Here is a 19789-nt window from a genome sequence, read left to right as displayed (position 1 = left end):
CCGGTTCCCGTGGCCTCCCACAAAAGCGGTATTTCGTTTGCGAATCGGCCGGCTAGATTCAGGCGCCATCCTGGAGGAGAAAAGCATGCCGATCGTTCGCACCCTGGCCCTGAGCGTCTTCCTGCTGGGCACGGCCTTGCCCGCCCTGGCTGCGAACGACGGCACCGACAGCCATTGCGTCATCGGCAAGGACAGCACGCTTTTCAACCAGTGCAACTACAGCGTCGACGTCGGCTTCTGCGTCGAGAACCCGCGGCAGACCAAGCACTTCTTCGACAGCTCCGAGGCCTTCCAGTGCCCCAACGGCGGACTCAGCACGCTGGGCCCCGGCAAGAAGGAGGGCAACCTCCTGCACGGCACCGTGCACTGGTGGGCCTGCGCGACCAAGCACCGGGGCACGGGCCGCTGGCGGTACGTGGAAGGGCGGGGCTACCGGGGGTACTGCTTCTCCGAGAAAGAAGCGAAGGCCGCGAATCCTGCGCCCTCGCAGCGAACGCGCGCCTCCTCCGAAGAATGCAAGGCGCTGCAGCAACGCGCCACGCAGGCCTCGGGCCCCGGCGCGGACCGCGTCCACAACTACACGATGATCGAGTACCTCGATCGCAGCTGCGGCAACCTGACACCCGACGACCGCGCGGCCACGCGCAAGGTCTATCAGCAGGAGTACGTGCGGCTCGTCTCCGAATGCAGGCATTCGGGCGCCAGGAACTGCGACTCGGCCGCCATGCCGAACGAGGCCGCGGCGCCGGAACGTCCGACGGTTCAGGCGGGCAGCGTCCCCGCGGCGAGAGCATCCGCGCGCAGCGAACCCTCCGTGGACATGCTGATGTCGCGCTGCTCGGACGCCCTGCGGACCGCCATCGATACCTTCTATCAATCGGAGGTGGAGGCCGACCGCTACTACCGCCGCACGCACACCGGGTCGCGCGAGCGCGTGCAGGGCTGGATGACGGAAAAAGCCAGGGTCGAATACGCCGCAGGCGCGCTGGCCGTTCCGCCCCAGTCGCTGGCCGAGTACCACGCCGGGGCGCTGCAGGAGGCGGCGAGCCGAACCCGGCCGATGGGCAACGGACTGCACGATCCCCATCGCGAACAGGCGCTGCTGCGGGCCTGCTACATGAAGGCCCGGCTCGACAGCCGCTAGAGGCCCCTGCGGGAGCGTCCTGTTCAGGCGCGGATGTGAAGGGGTGCGAACGACTTCACCAGGTCGTCCAACGCCTTCAGCTGCGTGAGGAAAGGCTCCAGCTGGTCCAGCGGCAAAGCGCTGGGGCCGTCGCACTTGGCCTGTGCCGGGTCGGGATGCGCTTCGAGAAAGAGGCCCGCCAGGCCCACTGCCAGGCCCGCACGCGCCAGCTCGGCCACCTGCTCGCGCCGCCCGCCGGAGGCGATGGCGTTGGCCTCGCGCTGCTGCAGCGCATGGGTCACGTCGAAGATGACCGGCAGGTTCCCGGTGACCTTCTTCATGGTGCCGAAGCCGAGCATGTCCACCACCAGGTCGTCGTAGCCGAAGCAGGTGCCCCGGTCGCACAGGATGACGGAAGAGTTCCCCGCCTCCTTGAGCTTCTCCACGATGTTGAGCACCTGCGTCGGGCTCAGGAACTGGGGCTTCTTGACGTTGATTACCTTGCCGGTTTGGGCGAGCGCGACGACCAGGTCGGTCTGGCGGGCGAGAAACGCGGGCAGCTGCAGGACGTCCACCACTTCGGCGACGGGTTTCGCCTGCCAGGGCTCGTGCACGTCGGTGAGAACGGGCACGCCGAACGCGGCCTTGACGGCCTCGAAGATCTTCAGGCCTTCTTCCAGGCCGGGGCCCCGGTAGGAATGGATGGACGAGCGATTGGCCTTGTCGAAGCTCGCCTTGAAGACATAGGGAATGCCGAGCTTCTGCGTGACCCGCACGTACTCTTCCGCGGCACGCAGGGCCATGTCTTTCGACTCGAGGACGTTCACGCCGCCGAACAGGACAAAGCCCTTGCTGTTGCTGACGTGGATGGCGGGGGTGATGGCGACGGTGGTCAAGGCGAGCTCCTCTGAAGTGTCTGTTGCCCGCATTCTCGCGGTTCGGCTTCTGGCCCAGAATGGGCCTCTGGCCACCTACGGCCTGAACCTGCCTGGCCGATAGGAGCGGTGAACGAACCCGACACGGGGCCGGTGCGCCGTGATCCGCGTTAGGCTGCAGCGAACGCCATGAAAGTACTCTTCCCCAATCCCTTCGGCCGCGCACCGGCATCCGCGCAGGCGGTCGACGCGCTGCAGCGTCGCCTCGGTTTCTCGAACGCCTACGCCACCTTCCTGCGAACCCAGAACGGCTTCTCGCTGTACGAGATGGAAAAGGCCGGCGACATCGCGGCCTATGTGCAGCCAGACGGCATGGCGAGCAGCGCGTCGCATGCCAACTTCCGGGTGCTCAACAGCTTCGGCGCCTCGGACCCCCACTGCGACCTGGAGACGTTGCAGGCCGAGAGCCTGCTGGCCGACTGGTTTCTGGACATCGGCAGCGACCCCGCGGGCAACCCGTTCGTGGAGGTGCTGCACGGCCGGCACAAGGGCCGGATCGCCAGCCTCGACCACGACCTCTTTGCAGGCAAGCTGGACACGCAGGAATTTCTGGCCGACATGGAATTGGCCCACCTCCCATCGCTCGGCCTGGACGTGCAGGCCGATGCGCTGTGCGACGAGGCGCAGGGCCTGGTGTGGTTCCACGCCAGGGACATGCAATCCTTCCTGGACCACTGCATCCACTGCGACGACGATTTCTGGGGCTTCGTGGTGGACGAACGCGCGCCCTGACGCGGTCGGATCAGTTTCTCGCCACGCTCCTGAACGCCGCAGACAGGGCGTCCACGGCCTCGCGCGCCCGAGCCTCCCGGACCCGGGAGTGCAGCAGGACCGGCAGGCGCGGCAGGTCGGGCAGACCCAGCTTGGGGCCCACGTCGACGCAGCCCAGGGGCAGCATGCGCGGCGCCAACGCAGCGACCCCCAGTCCGGCCACCACCGCCGCCGCCACGGCCGCGACGCCGCCCCCCACAAACACCTCGGTCCACGGGATGCCGGCCGTGTCCAGAAGCTGCTCCGCCAACGCGCGCACCCCGCAGGGCTGCGCCATCGTGGCCAGCGGCAGGGGCTCGCCCACGCGATGCTGCCAGCCCGCGGCAGCGAACCAGCCGAAGCGCTCCTGCGTCAGAAGCTTCCCGTCCGTGCGTCCGGCATGCAGCCGGACGATGACCGTGTCGAGTTCCCGTCGGTCGTAGCTCTGGAGCAGATCGCCCGAGGAGCCGATCCGGATATCGATCAGCAGCTGCGCGTCTTGCGCGTTCATGCGGGCGATCAGCGCGGGCAACTCCGGGCCCGCCACGTGGTCGCTGATGCCGATGGTCAGCCGCTGGCGGGCGCTCGCAAAGGCCGCCAGCGTGCGATCGTGGACCGCCAGGAGTTCCCGGGCGTGTCCGAGGAAGGCGGCACCGCGCGCCGACAGCTCCACGTGCCGCGGTGTGCGCTCCAGGAGCCGGCAGCCCAACCTGTCTTCCAGGCGTTTCAGCTTCAGGCTGATCCCTGCCTGCGTGGTCTGCATGACTTCTGCGGCGCGCGTGAAGCTGCCCAGCTCGGTGATGCGAACGAAGGCCTGAACGGCATCGAGATCCAGCGGGCGATCAGTCATGACAAAAGATTGTTATTGAGATAAGTATCAATAGCAAATCTGAATACATAACATCCGCTGTTCCACCATGACCCGGAGTAGCGATGCCCACCATTCACATCTCGATGCGCGCGGGAAAGCCAGAGGCGTACCGGCAGGCGATCTTCGACAGTCTCTATCGCGCCCTGCGTGACACGTTGAACGTGCCGCAAGACGACCAGTTCATGACGATCACCGAGCACGAGGCCGCCAACTTCCGATATGGAGGCGCCTTCGGCGTCGCGCGCAGCGACGATCTCCTGTACATCCAGATCACCGTTTTCAACACGCGCACCGCGCAGCAGAAGAAGGCGCTGTTCCAGCGCATCGCGCAGCTACTGGCCGAGAGTCCGGGGATACGCCCGGAGGATGTGTTCGTGACCCTGGCCGATGCACCCAGGGAGAACTGGTCCGTCGGACATGGGTTGGCGCAATTTGCCTGAGGAATGGCTCCTTCAGCCTCCAAAAGAAAGCCTGCATCCATCGCGCGATTCCAGAAAACTGGTGGACGGAATTTGAAAGAGGCCGGCTTCCTTTTCCCGACCGGACGCTTGCTGACAACGCCACAGACCGCGCGCCTACTTCGCCAGGAGCGACGCAATCGCCGGCCCGGCCAGGCCGATGGTGGCACCCAGTGCATCGGCGTGGCCATTGGGACTGTTCATCTCGACATACTCTGCCGGCGTGCCTTGCGCCTTGAGGATCTCCACGGCGCGTTGGGACAGGAGCGGCGGAAAGATCTGGTCCGAGCTGATGCCCACGAACAGCGACCTGGCCTTGATGCGCTCTGGCTTGGCGCTGGGCAACTGCAAGGCCTTCAGCGTGTACAGCCAGCTGTTGGCGTCCATGCCCTTGGCACGCGCTTCGCCGATCTTCTCGAGGGTGGCATCGACCGCAAACTGGTTTGCAGCCGCTTCGCCGGGGTTCTTGCCCGGGTCGGCCCACTTCTGACCGAAAGCCTTGTCGGCCCAGGCGAAGCTGAGCGCGTCGAGCGTGACGAGACGCATGGCCTGCGTCATGCCGGCCAGCGGCTCGGCCTTGCCGTGGTAGTCGCCGTGGGCCCAGTTCGGGTCCAGCCGCACGGCCGCGCCCCACGAGCTCATCTTGGCGATGGCGTAGGCCGGGCTGTCGACGCCAGGTCCCACGATGGACACCAGGCGTTGCACGCGCTCCGGGTAGGCCGAGGCCCATTCCACCGACATCCAGGCGCCGGCCGACGCACCGGCCACGGCGTAAATGGTTCGAATGCCCAACGCATCGAGCAGGGCCTTCTGCACCTCCACCGTGTCCCGCGCCGCCAGCACCGGGAAGCGCGGGCCGTACGGTTTTCCGGTGGCGGCGTCGATGCTGGCCGGGCCGGTGCTGACGACGGTGGCCGATGCGCGATTGGGGTTGGCCAACGCGTCGGTCGCGATGACGAAGAACCGATCGGTGTCGATCGGCAGGCCGGCGCCGATGATCGTGTCCCAGTAACCCGGCGCGGCGTCGCTAGCCGCATACCGGCCGGCGGCGTGCGAGGTGCCGGTGATGAAGTGATTGATCAGGATCACGTTGTCTCGCGCTGCATTCAGGCGGCCATAGGTTTCATAGCCGATGCGCACGCCCTTGATGACCTGGCCGTTCACGGTCGTGTAGGTGGGCAGGTTGAACACCTGCTTTTCCACGATGCCGTCGAAGGCCTGTGCGTTCGTCGTGACGAGGGCCGCGCAGACGGCGGCCGCAGCGCAAAGCAGCGTGTGCGAAAGAGAAGAAGATCGTTGCATGGGGACTCCCGGGTGGTGAGGTCCGCACTGTCGGCGGCCGCAGCCAGGCGCGCATCCGGTTTGGCGCCCAAACGCCCGGTGGAGGGCATCAACGGTCGTGAGGCGGCATCGAGCGGTCGCCGTTCGGTCCCCTCAAACGACGGCTCGAGGACAAACTCGCCCCCACCGGCCCTCGATCGGTAGCGGCATGGCGTGCCAACCTCTACAGTGGCGCGATGCATGCAGCCGACGGCCATCCGTGATCCGCGTTGATTCACTCATTCCCGCCCGCTGGCTGGGCGCAGCGCGGCTGACGGCCAGTTCGTTCCTGCTGTGCGCGATCGCGGCCGGGCTGCTCTTCTGGGCCGCTCCTGCACTCGAAACGCCGGCGCGCCTGTTCGTCTTCGTCGAATGTGTCGGCATGGTGTTCATCGCGTGCGTCGCGGTGCTGGGCCGCTTTGGACGACTGCGGCGAATGCAGGCGCTGCCCCGTTGGCTTCTGACCGGCGCGATCGCCATCCCGACGGGGTACTTCGGGGGGCACCTGGTCGCGCTCCTGATCCTGGACGAACCGATCGGCCGCGTCGTGGGCCATGACAGCGACTACATGGTGGCGTTCGCCTTCGGCCTGGTGCTGGCCATGTTCGTCCTCTACGTCGCTGCAACGCGTGACCAGCTTGCCAAGGAAGCGGTCGCCCGATCCGACGCCCAGCGCCTCGCCACCGAATCGGAATTGCGGCTGCTGCGCGCGCAACTCGAGCCCCACATGCTGTTCAACACGCTGGCGACTCTGCGCTCGCTCGTCGACGAAGACCCGCGACAGGCCGAGCGCATGATCGACCAGCTGATCGTCTACCTGCGCAGCACGCATGCAGCGTCACGCGACGAGGTGACGACGCTGCAGTCGGAGTTCGCCCAGCTGAGGGCGTACCTCGACATCATGTCCTTGCGCATGGGGCCCAGGCTGGCCTACCGGCTCGACCTGCCCGCCGAGCTGGAGCGGATCGCCATCCCGCCGATGCTGTTGCAGCCGCTGGTCGAGAACGCCATCAGGCACGGCCTGGAGCCGAAGTTGGGCGCAGGGAGCATCGAAGTGCTGGCACGGTCGATCGAGGGCAGCATCGAGGTCGCTGTGGACGATTCCGGTCTGGGCTTGTCGCCGCACCTGTCCGCTTCGGGTGGCGACGAGGTCTGCGGGGCCGGACTGAAAAATGTGCGTGACCGCCTCCAGACCCGCTATGGCTTGCGTGCGTCCCTGTCTCTGCAAGCGCGATCGCCGTGCGGCGTTCGCGCGGTCGTGAGGATTCCATCGTGAGCACGTGGCGCGGCGTGATTGCCGAAGATGAACCGGTGCTGTCGAGAACGCTGCAGCGCTTGTTGCACGAAGCCTGGCCCGAGCTGGAGATCGTGGGCGTTGCCGACGATGGCCTGAAGGCGATCGAACTGGCACAGACCCTGGCGCCCGATGTGATGTTCCTGGACATCAAGATGCCGGGCAAGACAGGCCTGGAAGTCGCCGAGGCCGTCGCTGACGAGTGGCCCGACGACCAGGCCGAACCGCTCTTCGTCTTCATCACCGCGTACGACAATTTCGCGATCTCGGCGTTCGAGCAGGCGGCGATGGACTACATGCTCAAGCCGGCGACGCTCGAACGCCTGCAGGTCTGCGTGCAACGCCTGAAGCAAAGGCTGCACGAGCGCGCCCGGACACCGGCTGCCGGTGGCATGGCGGCCCTGATGGAGCGCGTGCAGTCGATCACCGATCCGGCGGACGCGCCCGAAAAGATCAAGGTCATCCGCGCCGGCGTCGGCAACACCGTGCGGATGATTCCGGTCTCGGAGGTGATCTGCCTGGAAGCCGCCGAGAAGTACGTCAATGTCGTCACGGCCCAGGGCGAGGCGCTGGTGCGCATGAGCCTGCGCGATCTGGTGTCGCGCATCGACGCCACCGACTTCACGCAGGTGCATCGCGGCGTGCTCGTCAACATCCACAGCATCGTGAGCGCCACCCGCGACGAGAACGGGCGCTACAGCCTGTCGGTGCGGGGCCTGGCGCGATCGCTCAAGGTCAGCCGGGCGTTCGGGCACCTGTTTCGCGCGATGTAGCGGGAGCAGGCTTGTTGATGGCCAGGGCCGGGGTCATCGTCTCGGGGCGCGCAGCCTCGCAATGCCGAAGCCCAAGGCCACGGCGACGCACAAGAATGCCAGCACGGCCAGCCAGGTGGATTGGGTGAAGTAATAGGCGCCCAAGGCCGCACCCGCCGCCACGAAGGCGCCCAGCCATTCCAGGGCGGGGTCGAGCCAGCTCTTGGCAGCGTGCGCCTTGGGTTCCGCGAACGCGTGATCGTGCTCGTCGATCTGCTGTGTTGTTGTCGGCGGTCTGCGGGTCTTCCGTTGTCGCGGGTCGGGGAAGTGTTCTCGCAACGCCGGCGTGGGCCAGGCGCCATCGCTGGATGACGCGAGGCCGCTCAAGGTCCAGACCGGGTCCGCATCGTGCCTCGCAAGATCCGACATCAGGCTTTCGAGCGCCTTGCTGTCGTGGAGACCGTCGATGTCCCCAAGATCGGCGCGCAGCCATGGCTCGGCATCGGCCGCATCTGGCAGGCCGGAAGTGCGCAGCAGGAGGTAGTCCCCGAAGTGCTGCGCAATCAGTGCTTCAAAGGACGCGTAGATCGGGCGGTAGCGTTCTCCGACGGCGCCGAGGATCGCTTCACGCCGCTCCGTCAGCCGCGCCACCGCTGCGGCCTTGTCAATGACGAGGTAGGGGTAGGTCGCGTCGGCGCCGAAATCCTCGATGCATTCCTCGCGGTCGACGGCCGAGGCTTCGTCGTCGATGTCGTATTCGTCGATGAAGCGCGCGTACCGGATGTCGCTGGGGCTGAAGAGCGCCCGCCAGAACAGCGGGAAGAACGCGTTGGCCTCCAGCTCCGCGCCATGGCCAAAGAAGCTGCGCCATTCGTTGCGGCTGCCTTCCGGCATCCGGGGCAGGGAGGAGCTGGACAGATAAACAGGGTGTGACATGCGCGACCTTCCGTGTTGCGGCCGGAATCATCTTAGTGGGAGCGGCGCGCCATCCCGTGACCCTGCTGTCCTTCAAACCAGCCGACTGGCCGCAGGCAGCCCTTCACCCCTCAGCGCCGCAGCCCCTGCGTGAACCGCAGCATGTTCGAAAGCGACTCCGCGAACCGCGGCTCCAGGAACGCCGCCAGGTGCGGCATCAGCAGCTGCAGCATCACCAGCCCCGCCAGCAGCGTCAGCGGAAAGCCCACCGCGAAGATGCTGAACTGCGGCGAGGCGCGGTTCAGGATGCCCATGGCGAGGTTGAGCGTGAGCAGCGCGGTGATCAGCGGCAGCGCCAGCAGCAGGCCGCTCGCGAAGATGTCGCCGGCCGCGAGCACCAGGAACATCCAGCCGCCGGCCGCCAGCGGCGCGTCGGCAATGGGCAGCGTGTGAAAGCTCGCGGCCAGCGCCTCCAGCATGAGCAGGTGACCGTCCAGCGCCATGAAGATCAGCATCGCCAGCATGTTCAGCAACCGCGACACCACCATCGTGCTGCCGTGGCTCATGGGGTCGAAGAAAGATGCGAACGACAACCCCATCTGCAGGCCGATGTACTCGCCCGCGGCCAGCACGGCCGTGAAGATGAGGCGCATCGAGAAGCCCATGGCGGCGCCGATCAGCACCTGCTGCACGATGATCCAGAAGCCGCCCGCCGACACCACGGGCACCGCCGGCAGCGGCCCGAGCGTGGGTGAGATCACCAGCGTGAGCACGGCGGCGATGCCCACCTTCACCTGCCGCGTTGCCCAGGGCTCGCCGAACACCGGCGCCGTGGAGACCATGGCCAGCATGCGAACGAAGGGCCAGAGGAAGGCCACCAGCCAGGCCTCGAGCTGGCCCGAGGTGACGGAAAAAACCGAGGGCGTCACGCCAGCATCTGCGGGATGCTGGCGAACAGGGCGCGCATGTAGTCGAGCATGCGGTCGAGCATCCACGGCCCGGCGATGACCAGCGTCGCGAACACTGCGAGCAGCTTGGGAATGAAGGACAGCGTGGCCTCGTTGATCTGCGTGGCCGCCTGGAAGATGCTGACCACCAGGCCGATCACCAGCGCCACCAGCAGCAGCGGCGCACCCAGCAGCAGCGAGATTTCCATGGCCCGGTGGCCCATGGTCATGACGGATTCGGGCGTCATAAGTAGAAGCTCTGCGAGAGCGCGCCGATCAGCAGCTGCCAGCCGTCGGCCAGCACGAACAGCATGAGCTTGAAGGGCAGCGCGATGGACGCGGGCGGCACCATCATCATGCCCATCGACATCAGCACGCTCGCCACCACGAGGTCGATGATGAGAAAGGGAATGAAGATGGTGAAGCCGATCTGGAACGCCGTCTTCAGCTCGCTGATGACGAAGGCCGGCAGCAGGATGCGCAGCGGCACGTCTTCGGGCCCCTGCATCTCGGGCGCCTTGGCGAGCCGCGCGAACAGGGCCAGGTCGGTCTCGCGCGTCTGCCTGAGCATGAAGGTCTTGAAGGGCGCGATGCCGCGCTCCAGCGCTTTCTCGGCGCTGAGCTTGCTTTCGGAGAAGGGCACGTAGGCCTCGGTGTAGGCCTTGTCGAACACCGGCGACATCACGAAGAAGGTGAGGAACAGCGACAGTCCCACCAGGATCTGGTTGGGCGGCGAGGTCTGCGTGCCGATGGCGGTGCGCAGCAGGCCCAGCACGATGAGGATGCGCGTGAAGCTGGTCATCGACAGCAGCAGCGCGGGCAGGAAGGTGAGCGAGGTCAGCAGCACCAGCGTCTGCACGCTCAGCGACCAGGTCTGGCTGCCGCCGGGGCCCGGCGTGCTCGTGAGGCCGGGCAGCCCTTGGGTCCACGCGGCGGCGGGCAGCGTGGCGGCGAGCAGCAGCAAAGCGGTGCGCAGGCCGCGGTGCAGGGCAGGGCGCGTCATGGGGCGGTGCGCGTTTTGCCCGCGAGGGAATCGCGCAGCTTCTGGGCGAACAGGCCCACCGGGTTCTGTGGCGACATGGGTGTGACTGCCGCAGGCGTGGCCTGCGCCGGCAGCGTGTGCAGTGTGCGGACCTGGCTGCTGGTGACGCCCAGCACCAGCCACTGGCCGGCCACGTCCACCACGACCACGCGCTCGCGCGGGCCGACCATGGCGGTGGACACCACCTTCACCACCTGGCCGCCGCCCAGCCGCTGCAGGCCGAAGCGCCGCGCCAGCCACGCGCACAGGAAGATCAGGCCGACGACCGCCGCCATGCCGAAGCCCGCCTGCAGCAGGCCCGCGCCGCCGACCGCAGCGGGCGGCGCGGCTTCGCGCACTGGCGTGGGCACGGTGGGCAGCGCGGCATGGACCGCATGCGCCGCATGCAGGCCCAGCGCAAGCAGCGAAGACACCCGCGCCAGGTTCATGCGCGCGCGAGCTTCTGCATGCGCTCGGAGGGCGTGACGATGTCGGTCAGGCGGATGCCGTACTTCTCGTTCACCACCACCACCTCGCCCTGCGCAATGAGGTAGCCGTTGATCAGCACGTCCAGCGGCTGGCCGGCCAAGCCGTCGAGCTCGACCACCGAGCCCTGCGACAGCTGCAGCAGGTTCTTGATGGTGATGCGCGTGCGGCCGATCTCGGCGGTGAGCTGCACGGGCACGTCGAGCACGCGCGCGATGTCCACGGGCGTGGCGGACGAGGCGGCCGGCGCGTCCTGGATCTGCTGGAAGACCTGCGCCGTTGCGGGAGCCACAGCCGGGTCGGGCGCGGGCGCGCTGGCCGCGGTCTGCTCGGCCAGTGCGCTGGCCCAGTCGTCCGCGTCGCTGGCGGCAGAGGTGTTGTCAGTCATGGTCGTTCTTCGAATCGCTGTCTTGGTGGGAGATCATGTGTTGCACGCGCAGGGCGTAGCGCTCGTTGGAGGTGCCGTAGCCGCAGGCCATCACGGGCACGCCGCCGACCTTGGCGACCACCGTCGCCGGCAGCTCGATGGGAATCACGTCGCCCACGCGCAGCTTCATCACCTCGCCCAGCGTCGAGGGCATGGTCACGAAGTCGGCGGTGAGCTCGACGTCGGCGGCCTGCATCTGGCGCGACATCTGCGTGACCCAGCGCTTGTCGACCTCGACCTCGTCCTGGATCGGGTTGGACAGCAGGTCGCGGATCGGCTCGATCATCGAGTAGGGCAGGCACACATGCAGGAAGCCGCCGATGGGGCCGAACTCGATCTGCAGCGTGGTGTTGATCACCACCTCGTTGGGCGCCACGATGTTCGCGAGCTTGCCGTGCATCTCGGCGCGCACGTAGTCGAAGGCCAGCGGAAACACCGGCTGCCAGGCGTCGCCATAGCACTGCAGCGACAGGTCGAGCAGGCGCTTGATGATGCGCTGCTCGGTGCGCGTGAAGTCGCGCCCTTCCACGCGCACGTGGTAGCGCCCGTCGCTGCCGAACAGGTTGTCCACCACGAGGAACACCAGCTTCGGGTCGAACACGAAGAGGGCGGTGCCGCGCAGCGGCTTCATGTGGACCATGTTGATGTTCGCGGGCACCGGCAGGTGCCGCACGAACTCGCCGAACTGCTGGATCTGCACCGGCCCCACGGAGATGTCGGGGCTGCGGCGCATGAAGTTCAGCAGCGCGCTGCGCAGGCCGCGCGCAAAGCGGTCGTTGATGACCTCCAGCGTGTGCATGCGGTTGCGCACCACGCGGTCGGGCGCACCGAGGTCGTAGGCCGGCAGGCCATCGGGCGGCGGCGCGGGCGCGGCGGCCTGGTCGAGGTCGCCGCCGGTGACGCCCTGCAGCAGCGCATCGACCTCGTCCTGGGAGAGCACCTGTTCATACGCCATGGATCGCGGGTCCGCAAACGGGCATCGTCGTCACTGCACGACGAAGGAGTTGAAGGACACGCTCGCAATGCCCAGCTCGGGCAGGCCCTCGGCCAGCGGTGCGTTCAGCGCGCTGTGGATCTCCGTGGCCAGCCGGGCCTTGTCTTCCGAGGTGACCAGCGATTCGGGCGGGCGGTTCGACAGCAGCACCAGCAGGCGGCTGCGCAGCTCGGGCATGAACTCGACGATCTGCGCCTTGGCCTGCTCGTCGCGCACCTTCAGCGCCATCCCGATCTGCAGGAAGCGCGAGCGGCCTTCGGACTGCAGGTTGACGGTCAACGGCTCCAGCAGCAGGAAGATGGGTTTCTCGGGCACCGGGGCCTTGGCCGTCTCGGCGGCGGCGTGCTCGGTGAAGCGGGGCAGCACGAAGACGTACGCCGCCGCGCCGGCCGCGGCCAGGCCGAGGACGGCCACGAGCCCGATCAGCAGTTTCGAGGTGCGGCGCGAGGCCGGCGGGTCGGTCGCGACCGACGCAGCCGCGGTGGCGGCGGGAGAAGAGGTAGCCATGGTGAAACGGTGGACGGGTCCGATCTATTCTTTGCGAAGTCGCCCGCCGGCGAACGGCCGAACAAGCGCACAAAGGCGCTTCACATCCGTTCATTGCGGGAGGCGGAGGGGGCGGTTTCAGGCGAAGGTGTCGACGCCCGGGCCCGTGCGTGGGGTTGCAACGAGGCGGGGTGCTGCCGTTGTCGAGGGGGCGATGTCGGTGGCAGCGGAAGTGCCCTGCGGTCGCCACGCGCCCTGTCGCTGGTGTTGTTGCTGCTGTTGCTGCGCAAACGCCGCGTCCTGCCCGAAGGGCGCGCGCGTGTCCGCGCCGACGGAGGTCTGGCCCAGCGTGATGCCCTGCTCCGACAGGCTGGTGCGAAGTTGCGGCAGCGCGGCCTCGACGGCCTTGCGCACGCTCTCGTGCGCCGACACGAACGCGGCCTGCGCCTGGTGCTCGCCGACCGACAGCGTGACCTTCAGCGGGCCGAGGCCGGCGGGGTTGAGGTTCAGCTCGGCCGTGTGCGTGCCGCCGAGGCTCATGCGCGCGAGCTGCTGGCCGAGTGCGGGCGCCCATTTCTCGCTGCCGACTTCGGGGGCGAGCGTGTGCACGGCGGGGCGTGCGACGGGGCTTTCGGTTGTGCGCTCAGTGGAGACGGTCGCGGGTTGTTGCAGCGCGAACGGCGCGGTGGACGGCGCCGCTGCGTCGTCGCCAGAGGTGCCGGTCGACACTGCTGCGACGGGCACTGCTTCTGTCGTCGCAGGCTTCGCATCGCCAGCGGGCTGGGCTTGCGCAGCGGCTGCGAGTTGTTCGGTGGTGGTGGCGCTCACGGTGCGCGGTGCGCCCGCGCGGCCCGGTGCGGCGGTGCCGACGGGTGGGCCGGCAGGTGCGGCCACCGGCTTCTTGCCATCGACAGCCATCGGCTGCGCGGCCACGGCGGCGCGCACGATCTCGTACAGCGAAGGCGGTGTGGCGTTGTCGGCTTCAGGCGCTGCGCTTTGTGCGGCGGCGGTTGCAGTGGGAGCGGAAGCGTCTTCGGTGGCGATGGCGGGCGCGGGCGTGGCGGCGGCTTCGCTGCTCAGGCGGACCGTGCTAGCAGGCAGGCCGGCTTGTGCGTCAGGCGTGACCGGCGCCAGCGAAGTTTCTGGCGCCCCGCTGCCCTGTGTGGTCGCACCTCCCGCAAGCACCAATGCCTGTTGCGGCGTGACGGCTGCCGCAAGAAAAGCGAGGTCCGGTTCCGCAGGCTGCGCATCCCGCATCTCTTCAGCGAGTTCCGTCTTGCGCAGCGGCTTGGCGTCAGCGACCACGGTGTCGGCATCCGACGCCTTCTCGGCCTGACTCGCACGCGAACGTTCGAGCGCGGCACCGAACGCACGGCCCTGCGCCTCGTCGGCGTTGCTGCGGCCACGTGCGCCGCCCTGCGCGACCGGCGAGGTGGCGGCAGGCGTGACGGACGGCGGGATCATGGGAGGCATGTCGGTTCCTGGAGGAGATTCAGTGGGTGGGGTGCGAGGCGCGGTCGAAGAACTGCCGGGCGGCGCGTTCGTCGCTGTCGCGCTGTTCGCGCTTGGCCTGCGCCATCAGCTCCTGCGCACGCACGCGATCGGCCAGCGTGTCGAAGGAGCTGAGGCGGCGCTTCTCGCGCTGCCAGTCGGTGCGGCCCCGGTCGAGCTGGTGTCCGGCTCGCTCGGCGATGGCGCGCTGCTGCGCAATCGCGTGGTCGAGCGTGCCGAGGAAGTTGCGGTAGTTGCGCCACTGCGACGACGGCAGGCCGCCGCGCATCAGCGTGTCGAGCTGCGCGTGGTAGTCCTGGCGGTACTGCAGCAGCAGCTCGAGCTTCTGCTGCGCGCTCAGGTGCGCGCTCTGCAAGGCGCCCAGGCGGCGCGCGGCGTCGTCGGTCTGGCTCTGCGCCAGGTCGATGAGCATGCCGAGGGGGAGCTTGCTGCTGCTCATGGGCGTCCCGGGGAGGGTGTGTTCGTGAACAGGCTGTCCATGTGGGCGATGGCCTCCTCGTAGCCGGTGCGCTCGTGCATCGACTGCTGCAGGAAGGCCTCGATGCGCGGGTACATCGCGATCGCCTGGTCCAGCTGCAGGTCGTGCCCCGGCGCGTAGGCGCCGACGCTGATCAGGTCGCGGTTGCGCTGGTAGCGCGACAGCATCTGCTTGAAGCGGCGCACGGTGTCGAACTGCGCGGGCGCGATCAGCGACGTCATCGCGCGGCTGATCGAGGCCTCGATGTCGATGGCCGGGTAGTGCCCGGCCTCGGCCAGCGTGCGCGAGAGCACGACGTGGCCGTCCAGGATCGCGCGCGCCGAATCAGCGATCGGGTCCTGCTGGTCGTCGCCTTCCGAGAGCACGGTGTAGAAGGCCGTGATCGAGCCGCCGCGCCCCTGCGCGTCGCGCGCGCCGTTGCCGGCACGTTCGACCAGCGCAGGCAGCCGCGCGAACACCGAAGGCGGGTAGCCCTTGGTGGCGGGCGGCTCGCCCACGGCGAGCGCAATCTCTCGCTGCGCCATCGCATAGCGCGTGAGCGAATCCATGATGAGCAGCACGTCCTTGCCCTGGTCGCGAAAGTACTCGGCCAGGCAGGTGGCGTAGGCCGCGCCCTGCAGGCGCAGCAGCGGCGAGTTGTCGGCCGGCGCGGCCACCACCACGGCGCGGGCCAGGCCTTCCTCGCCCAGCGTGTTCTCGATGAAGTCCTTCACCTCGCGACCGCGTTCGCCGATGAGGCCGACCACGATCACCTCGGCGCTGGTGTAGCGCGCCATCATGCCCAGCAGCACGCTCTTGCCCACGCCCGAGCCGGCAAACAGACCCATGCGCTGGCCGCGGCCGACGGTGAGCATCGCGTTGATGGCGCGCACGCCCACGTCGAGCACCGAGTCGATGGCCGCGCGCGACAGCGGGTTGATCGGCGGCGCCGCCAGCGGCACCTGGCGCGCCACGTCGAGCGGGCCCAGGCCGTCGAGCGGCCGGCCGGCCGCATCGACCACGCGGCCGAGCATGCCTTCGCCCACGGGCAGGCGCTTGGTGTGTGCGTCGCCGGTCGCACCGGGCTCGCGCAGGCCGGGCCGTGCGAACACGCGCGCGCCGGGCAACAGGCCCGCCACTTCGGTCTGTGACATGAGGAAGAGGCGGTCGCCCGCGAAGCCCACCACTTCGGCCTCTGCATGGCGCTGCGGATGGCCGGGCGGCAGTTCGATGAGGCAGTCGCTGCCCACGGGCAGCTGCAGGCCCACGGCTTCGAGCACGAGGCCGACGGCGCGCGTGAGGCGGCCCGAGGCGGTGGTGGTCGTGCTGCGGGCGACGTCGGCGCGCGCCTGTTCCAGCACGGCGCGCACGCTGTTCAGATGAGGGTTGGTGGCCGTCGTCTGCATCGGCTCAGGAAGCGTCGCCACGCAGCGCCGCACCCACGCGCTCCCAGCGCGTGGCCAGGCTGGCGTCCAGCTCGCCCGTGGCCGACTGCACGCGGCAGCCGCCGCGCGCCAGGCTGTCGTCGGCGCGCAGCTGCCAGCCGGCCGCCTCGATCTCGTTGCCCAGGCTGTTCTTCACCAGCGCGATGTCGTCGGGGTGCAGCAGCAGGCGCGGTTCGCCGCGCAGCGCGGGTTCAGCGTGCAGCAGGTCGCGCACCAGCGGCAGCACCCATTCGGGCTCGGCCTGGTAGGTGCGGTGCACCACCTGGCGCGCCACGTCGAGCGCGAGCGCGAGCACGGTCTCGGCCAGTTCGGCCTCGGCGCCGCGCAGCGCCTCGGGCAGCGAGCGGGCCAGCGCACGCAGGCGTTCGGCATGCACGCTGGCGGCGGCGAGGCCGGTGGCCAGGCCTTCGGTGTGGCCGACCTGGCGGCCTTCGGCCAGCCCGGCGGCGCGGCCCTCGGTTTCGCCCGCGGCGCGCGCTTCCTTGCGGATGCGGGCCAGCTCGGCGAGGTCGACCTTGGGCGCGGGAGGTGCAGGAGGCGGGGAAGGGCGCTGCACGGTTTGACGCGAGAGGGCCGCGCCCGACGGCGCCTTGCCATCGAGCGTGCCCATCTCCCAGCGCTCCCAGGCCGACAGCGCGGGCGTGCCGGCGCCGGCCTGGCGCGCGGCCGCGTGGATGGCGGCGAGGCGCTCGCGCGAGCCGCCGAAGGCGCCGGGGTTAGACGAAGTCATCGGTGCCAGGCGCCGCGATCACGATCTCGCCGGCGTCCGCCAGGCGGCGGGCGACTTGCAGGATGGCCTTCTGTTCGGTCTCGACCTGCGACACGCGCACGGGGCCGCGCAGCTCCATGTCCTCGCGCAGTGTTTCCGCGGCGCGCTGCGACATGTTGCTGAGGAACTTGTCGCGCAGCTCCAGCGGTGCGCCCTTGAGCGCGATGATGAGCGAGTCGCTCTCGATGTCCTTGAGCAGGCGCTGGATGCTGCGGTCTTCCAGGCCCAGCAGGTTCTCGAACACGAACATCTCGTCGACGATGCGCTGGGCCAGCGCCTCGTCCTGCTCGCGCACATGGGCGATGGCTTCTTCTTCCACCGTGGTGCTCATCAGGTTGACGATCTCGGCCGCGGTGCGCACGCCGCCCAGGCGGCTGCGGCGCAGGCCTTGGCCCGCGAGCATTTCGGTCAGCACCTCGGTGAGCTCGTTCAGCGCCGACGGCTGCACGCCGCCGAAGGTGGCCACGCGCATGATCACGTCGTGGCGCAGGCGCGCGGGCAGCTTCTCGAGCACCTCCGAGGCCTTCATGCGGTCCAGGTGCACCAGGAGCGTCGCAAGGATCTGCGGGTGCTCGTCGCGGATGAGCTCGGCCACCTCGCCGGCCTCGAGTTCGTTCAGGCGCTCGATGCCGCCGTGCGGCTCGTCGGGCTGCAGGATGTCTTCCAGCAGGTTGCTCGCGCGGTCGTCGCCCAGCGCCTTCTTGAGCACCGCACGGATGTAGCTGGTGGAGCCCAAGTGCAGCGCCGACAGCTGCTCGGTCTCCTGGCGGAACTCGGCCAGCACCGAGGCCAGCTCGTCGCGCGAGACCGCGCTCAGCTTGGACATGGCCAGGCCCAGCGCCTGCACCTCGGAGGTGGGCAGCAGGTGCAGCGCGGCGGCGGCGCGGTCTTCGCCCAGCGCCATGAGCAGGATGGCGCTCTTGCGGGTGCCTGCTTCGCTGCTAGTCATCGGAGTGCATCCAGTGCTGGATCAGGGCGGCCACGAGCTTGGGGTCCTTGTCGGCGGTCTGCTGGGCGTAGTCCATGTCGGCCTTCTGGCGTGCGGACTCGCGCTGCTGCAGGGTTTCTTCGGGCTCGGCCGGGGCCGTGCCGGTGGGGGCCACGGCGCTCGCATCGGCCACGGGCGGTGCGGGCGGCGGCGCGGCCAGGTGCCGGCGCATCAGCGGACGCCCCACGGCGAACCAGGCGAACAGCGCGAGCAGGCCGATGAGCAGGTAGGGGACCAGCGTCTTGCCGAACGCGAGGGTGTCGCGGTCGCGCCAGAACGGCACGTCGGGCGCGGGGCCGGCCTCGCTGTCACCGTCGCGGGCGAAGGCGCTGTTGACCACGTTGAGCGAGTCGCCGCGCTCCTGGCTGAAGCCCATCGCTTCCTTGGCGAGGTTGCGGATCTGCTCCAGCTCGGCCGGTGCGAGCGCGCGGGCGCTGGTCTTGCCGGCGGCATCGACCGTGTCGCGGTGGTTCACCACCACGGCGACCGACAGGCGCTTCACGCCGCCGGCGGCCTGCTGCACGTGGCGGATGGTGCGGTCGAGCTCGTAGTTGGTCGTGACGTCCTTGCGCGTGTTGCTCGGACCGGCCGGTGCCGCGGCGGGTGATGCGTTCGGCGTGTTCGGTGTGCCCGGTGCGTTCGGCGGCTTGGGCGCGGTGATCGGCGCCGTCGGGTTCACCGGCGGCTGGTTCGACAGCGCACCCGGCACGCCACCGGGCGGTGCGCCGTTGTGCTGCGCCGATTCGCTGGACTGCTGGCTGCGGATCGCGGCCTGCGCCGGGTCCTGGTTGGGTCGGTACTTCTCGTCGGTGTGCTCCACCACCGAGAAGTCGATCTCGGCCGCGACCTGCGCGCGCACGTTGCTCGCGCCCACCAGCGGCTGAAGAATGGCTTCGATGCGGCGCACGTAGCCCTGCTCGATCTCCTGTGCGTACTTGAGCTGGCTCACGTCCAGCCCCTGGCTGGTGCCGCGCGCCGACGACAGCAGGTTGCCGCGCTGGTCGACCACCGTGACGCTCTTGGCGTCCAGGTCGGGCACGCTGGCGGACACCATGTGCACGATGGCGCTCACCTGGCCTTCGTCGATGCTGCGCCCGCGCATCAGCGTGAGCACCACCGAGGCCGAAGGCTTCTTCTGGTCGCGCACGAACAGCGACGGTTTGGGCAGCGCCAGGTGCACGCGCGCGGCCTCGATGCTGCCGATCGATTCGATGGAGCGCGCCAGCTCGCCTTCGAGCCCGCGCTGGTAGTTGACCTGCTCGGCGAACTGGCTGGTGCCGAACTTCTGGTTGTCCATCAGTTCGAAGCCCACGCCGCCGGCCTTGGGCAGGCCCTGCGCCGCGAGCTTCAGGCGCGTTTCCGCGACCTTGTCGCCCGCGATCAGGATCGCGCCGCCGCCCTCGGCGAACTTGTAGGGCACGTTCATCTGCTGCAGCGACGCGATGATCGCGCCGCCGTCGCGGTCCGACACGTTGGTGTAGAGCACCTTGTAGTCGGGGCCGCGGCTCCACAGGAAGAAGGCGGCCGCCACCGTCGCCAGCGCCGCGGCGCCAAGGATCAGCGGCAACCGGGGCTGCGCGCGCATGCGCTCCAGCATCGGGGGCAGGCCGTTGGCGCCCGCCGCCAGGCCGCCCGTGGGCGCGGCCGTGCTCATCGGCGCGCCTTCGCCGGGGCCGTTGCGCCGCGCAGGGCCGGCGCCGGAGTGAGAGAGGGGATTCGGTGTTGGGATGTCATGCCGGTGGCCGGCGACGTCGTGCGCGGCCTGTGGTTTCGCGAACGATTGTCAGCAGGCGATGGGGAATTCGATCGGTCGAACAGCCGGGGGTTTTGCCCTCAGTT

Annotated in this window: 22 protein-coding genes; 5 read left to right on the top strand and 17 right to left on the bottom strand. The window is 68.9% G+C overall.

The window, feature by feature from the left end; all coding sequences use genetic code 11:
• The first annotated feature begins 85 nt into the window (after positions 1-85).
• Complete coding sequence (locus AC1RAA_RS13260; protein WP_492728836.1) at positions 86-1144, top strand: hypothetical protein; 1059 nt, start codon at positions 86-88, stop codon at positions 1142-1144.
• Positions 1145-1167: 23 nt separating this feature from the next.
• On the opposite strand, the gene kdsA is transcribed toward AC1RAA_RS13260, so the two are convergent.
• On the bottom strand, positions 1168-2019 hold the full coding sequence (gene kdsA / locus AC1RAA_RS13255) for a 3-deoxy-8-phosphooctulonate synthase (RefSeq protein WP_492728838.1): 852 nt from the start codon (positions 2017-2019) through the stop codon (positions 1168-1170).
• A gap of 168 nt (positions 2020-2187) precedes the next feature.
• Here kdsA and AC1RAA_RS13250 point away from each other — a divergent pair, with 168 nt between their 5' ends.
• Positions 2188-2790: an SMI1/KNR4 family protein gene (locus tag AC1RAA_RS13250; protein WP_492728840.1), complete on the top strand. Its 603-nt coding sequence runs from the start codon at positions 2188-2190 to the stop codon at positions 2788-2790.
• A gap of 10 nt (positions 2791-2800) precedes the next feature.
• On the opposite strand, the gene AC1RAA_RS13245 is transcribed toward AC1RAA_RS13250, so the two are convergent.
• Positions 2801-3658, bottom strand: a complete 858-nt coding sequence (locus AC1RAA_RS13245; RefSeq protein WP_062469291.1) for a LysR family transcriptional regulator — start codon at positions 3656-3658, stop codon at positions 2801-2803.
• An 83-nt stretch (positions 3659-3741) separates the two neighbouring features.
• Between AC1RAA_RS13245 and AC1RAA_RS13240 the strand changes: the two genes are divergently transcribed.
• Positions 3742-4119: a tautomerase family protein gene (locus tag AC1RAA_RS13240; RefSeq protein WP_062469294.1), complete on the top strand. Its 378-nt coding sequence runs from the start codon at positions 3742-3744 to the stop codon at positions 4117-4119.
• A gap of 135 nt (positions 4120-4254) precedes the next feature.
• Here the strand turns inward: AC1RAA_RS13240 and AC1RAA_RS13235 are convergent, their stop codons facing one another.
• Positions 4255-5439: an alpha/beta fold hydrolase gene (locus AC1RAA_RS13235; protein ID WP_492728842.1), complete on the bottom strand. Its 1185-nt coding sequence runs from the start codon at positions 5437-5439 to the stop codon at positions 4255-4257.
• A gap of 238 nt (positions 5440-5677) precedes the next feature.
• On the opposite strand from AC1RAA_RS13235, the gene AC1RAA_RS13230 reads away from it, so the two are divergent.
• Positions 5678-6733: a sensor histidine kinase gene (locus tag AC1RAA_RS13230; RefSeq protein WP_492728844.1), complete on the top strand. Its 1056-nt coding sequence runs from the start codon at positions 5678-5680 to the stop codon at positions 6731-6733.
• On the top strand, positions 6730-7524 hold the full coding sequence (locus tag AC1RAA_RS13225; RefSeq protein ID WP_492728846.1) for a LytR/AlgR family response regulator transcription factor: 795 nt from the start codon (positions 6730-6732) through the stop codon (positions 7522-7524). Before AC1RAA_RS13230 ends, AC1RAA_RS13225 begins: the two co-directional genes overlap by 4 nt.
• Before the next feature lie 33 nt (positions 7525-7557).
• Here the strand turns inward: AC1RAA_RS13225 and AC1RAA_RS13220 are convergent, their stop codons facing one another.
• The 14 genes from AC1RAA_RS13220 to fliF all read right to left on the bottom strand — a co-directional run bounded on the left by AC1RAA_RS13220 (position 7558) and on the right by fliF (position 19604).
• Entirely contained in the window at positions 7558-8439 is an 882-nt protein-coding gene (locus AC1RAA_RS13220) for a hypothetical protein (RefSeq protein WP_492728848.1), read from the bottom strand.
• 110 nt (positions 8440-8549) lie between these two features.
• Positions 8550-9347: a flagellar biosynthetic protein FliR gene (gene fliR, locus AC1RAA_RS13215; protein WP_492728850.1), complete on the bottom strand. Its 798-nt coding sequence runs from the start codon at positions 9345-9347 to the stop codon at positions 8550-8552.
• Complete coding sequence (gene fliQ / locus AC1RAA_RS13210; protein ID WP_062469313.1) at positions 9344-9613, bottom strand: flagellar biosynthesis protein FliQ; 270 nt, start codon at positions 9611-9613, stop codon at positions 9344-9346. The genes fliR and fliQ overlap by 4 nt, the downstream gene beginning before the upstream one ends.
• Positions 9610-10368: a flagellar type III secretion system pore protein FliP gene (gene fliP / locus AC1RAA_RS13205; protein WP_492685883.1), complete on the bottom strand. Its 759-nt coding sequence runs from the start codon at positions 10366-10368 to the stop codon at positions 9610-9612. Before fliP ends, fliQ begins: the two co-directional genes overlap by 4 nt.
• A complete protein-coding gene (gene fliO / locus AC1RAA_RS13200) occupies positions 10365-10835 on the bottom strand; it encodes a flagellar biosynthetic protein FliO (RefSeq protein ID WP_070061552.1) in 471 nt (156 codons plus the stop codon). Before fliO ends, fliP begins: the two co-directional genes overlap by 4 nt.
• Entirely contained in the window at positions 10832-11260 is a 429-nt protein-coding gene (gene fliN, locus AC1RAA_RS13195) for a flagellar motor switch protein FliN (protein ID WP_062469325.1), read from the bottom strand. Before fliN ends, fliO begins: the two co-directional genes overlap by 4 nt.
• Entirely contained in the window at positions 11253-12254 is a 1002-nt protein-coding gene (gene fliM / locus AC1RAA_RS13190; RefSeq protein ID WP_062469328.1) for a flagellar motor switch protein FliM, read from the bottom strand. The genes fliN and fliM overlap by 8 nt, the downstream gene beginning before the upstream one ends.
• 30 nt (positions 12255-12284) lie before the next feature.
• Positions 12285-12800: a flagellar basal body-associated protein FliL gene (gene fliL / locus AC1RAA_RS13185; protein ID WP_159274388.1), complete on the bottom strand. Its 516-nt coding sequence runs from the start codon at positions 12798-12800 to the stop codon at positions 12285-12287.
• A 117-nt stretch (positions 12801-12917) separates the two neighbouring features.
• The gene (locus AC1RAA_RS13180) at positions 12918-14252 is read right to left on the bottom strand and encodes a flagellar hook-length control protein FliK (protein WP_492728852.1); all 1335 of its coding nucleotides are present in this window, start codon (positions 14250-14252) and stop codon (positions 12918-12920) included.
• A gap of 19 nt (positions 14253-14271) precedes the next feature.
• Positions 14272-14730 (bottom strand): flagellar export protein FliJ, encoded by a 459-nt coding sequence (gene fliJ / locus AC1RAA_RS13175; RefSeq protein WP_062469337.1) that lies wholly within the window; start codon positions 14728-14730, stop codon positions 14272-14274.
• Positions 14727-16154, bottom strand: a complete 1428-nt coding sequence (gene fliI, locus AC1RAA_RS13170; RefSeq protein ID WP_159274390.1) for a flagellar protein export ATPase FliI — start codon at positions 16152-16154, stop codon at positions 14727-14729. The genes fliJ and fliI overlap by 4 nt, the downstream gene beginning before the upstream one ends.
• A 4-nt stretch (positions 16155-16158) precedes the next feature.
• Positions 16159-16923 (bottom strand): flagellar assembly protein FliH, encoded by a 765-nt coding sequence (gene fliH, locus AC1RAA_RS13165; RefSeq protein WP_492728855.1) that lies wholly within the window; start codon positions 16921-16923, stop codon positions 16159-16161.
• Entirely contained in the window at positions 16910-17911 is a 1002-nt protein-coding gene (gene fliG / locus AC1RAA_RS13160) for a flagellar motor switch protein FliG (RefSeq protein WP_062469343.1), read from the bottom strand. Before fliG ends, fliH begins: the two co-directional genes overlap by 14 nt.
• Entirely contained in the window at positions 17904-19604 is a 1701-nt protein-coding gene (gene fliF, locus AC1RAA_RS13155; protein WP_492728857.1) for a flagellar basal-body MS-ring/collar protein FliF, read from the bottom strand. Before fliF ends, fliG begins: the two co-directional genes overlap by 8 nt.
• Positions 19605-19789 lie beyond the last annotated feature (185 nt).

The organism is Variovorax sp. GW823-FHT04F07 (genome assembly GCF_058795995.1).
Note: the sequence above shows the minus strand (reverse complement) of the source record. Positions and strands in the feature narration are given on the sequence as shown.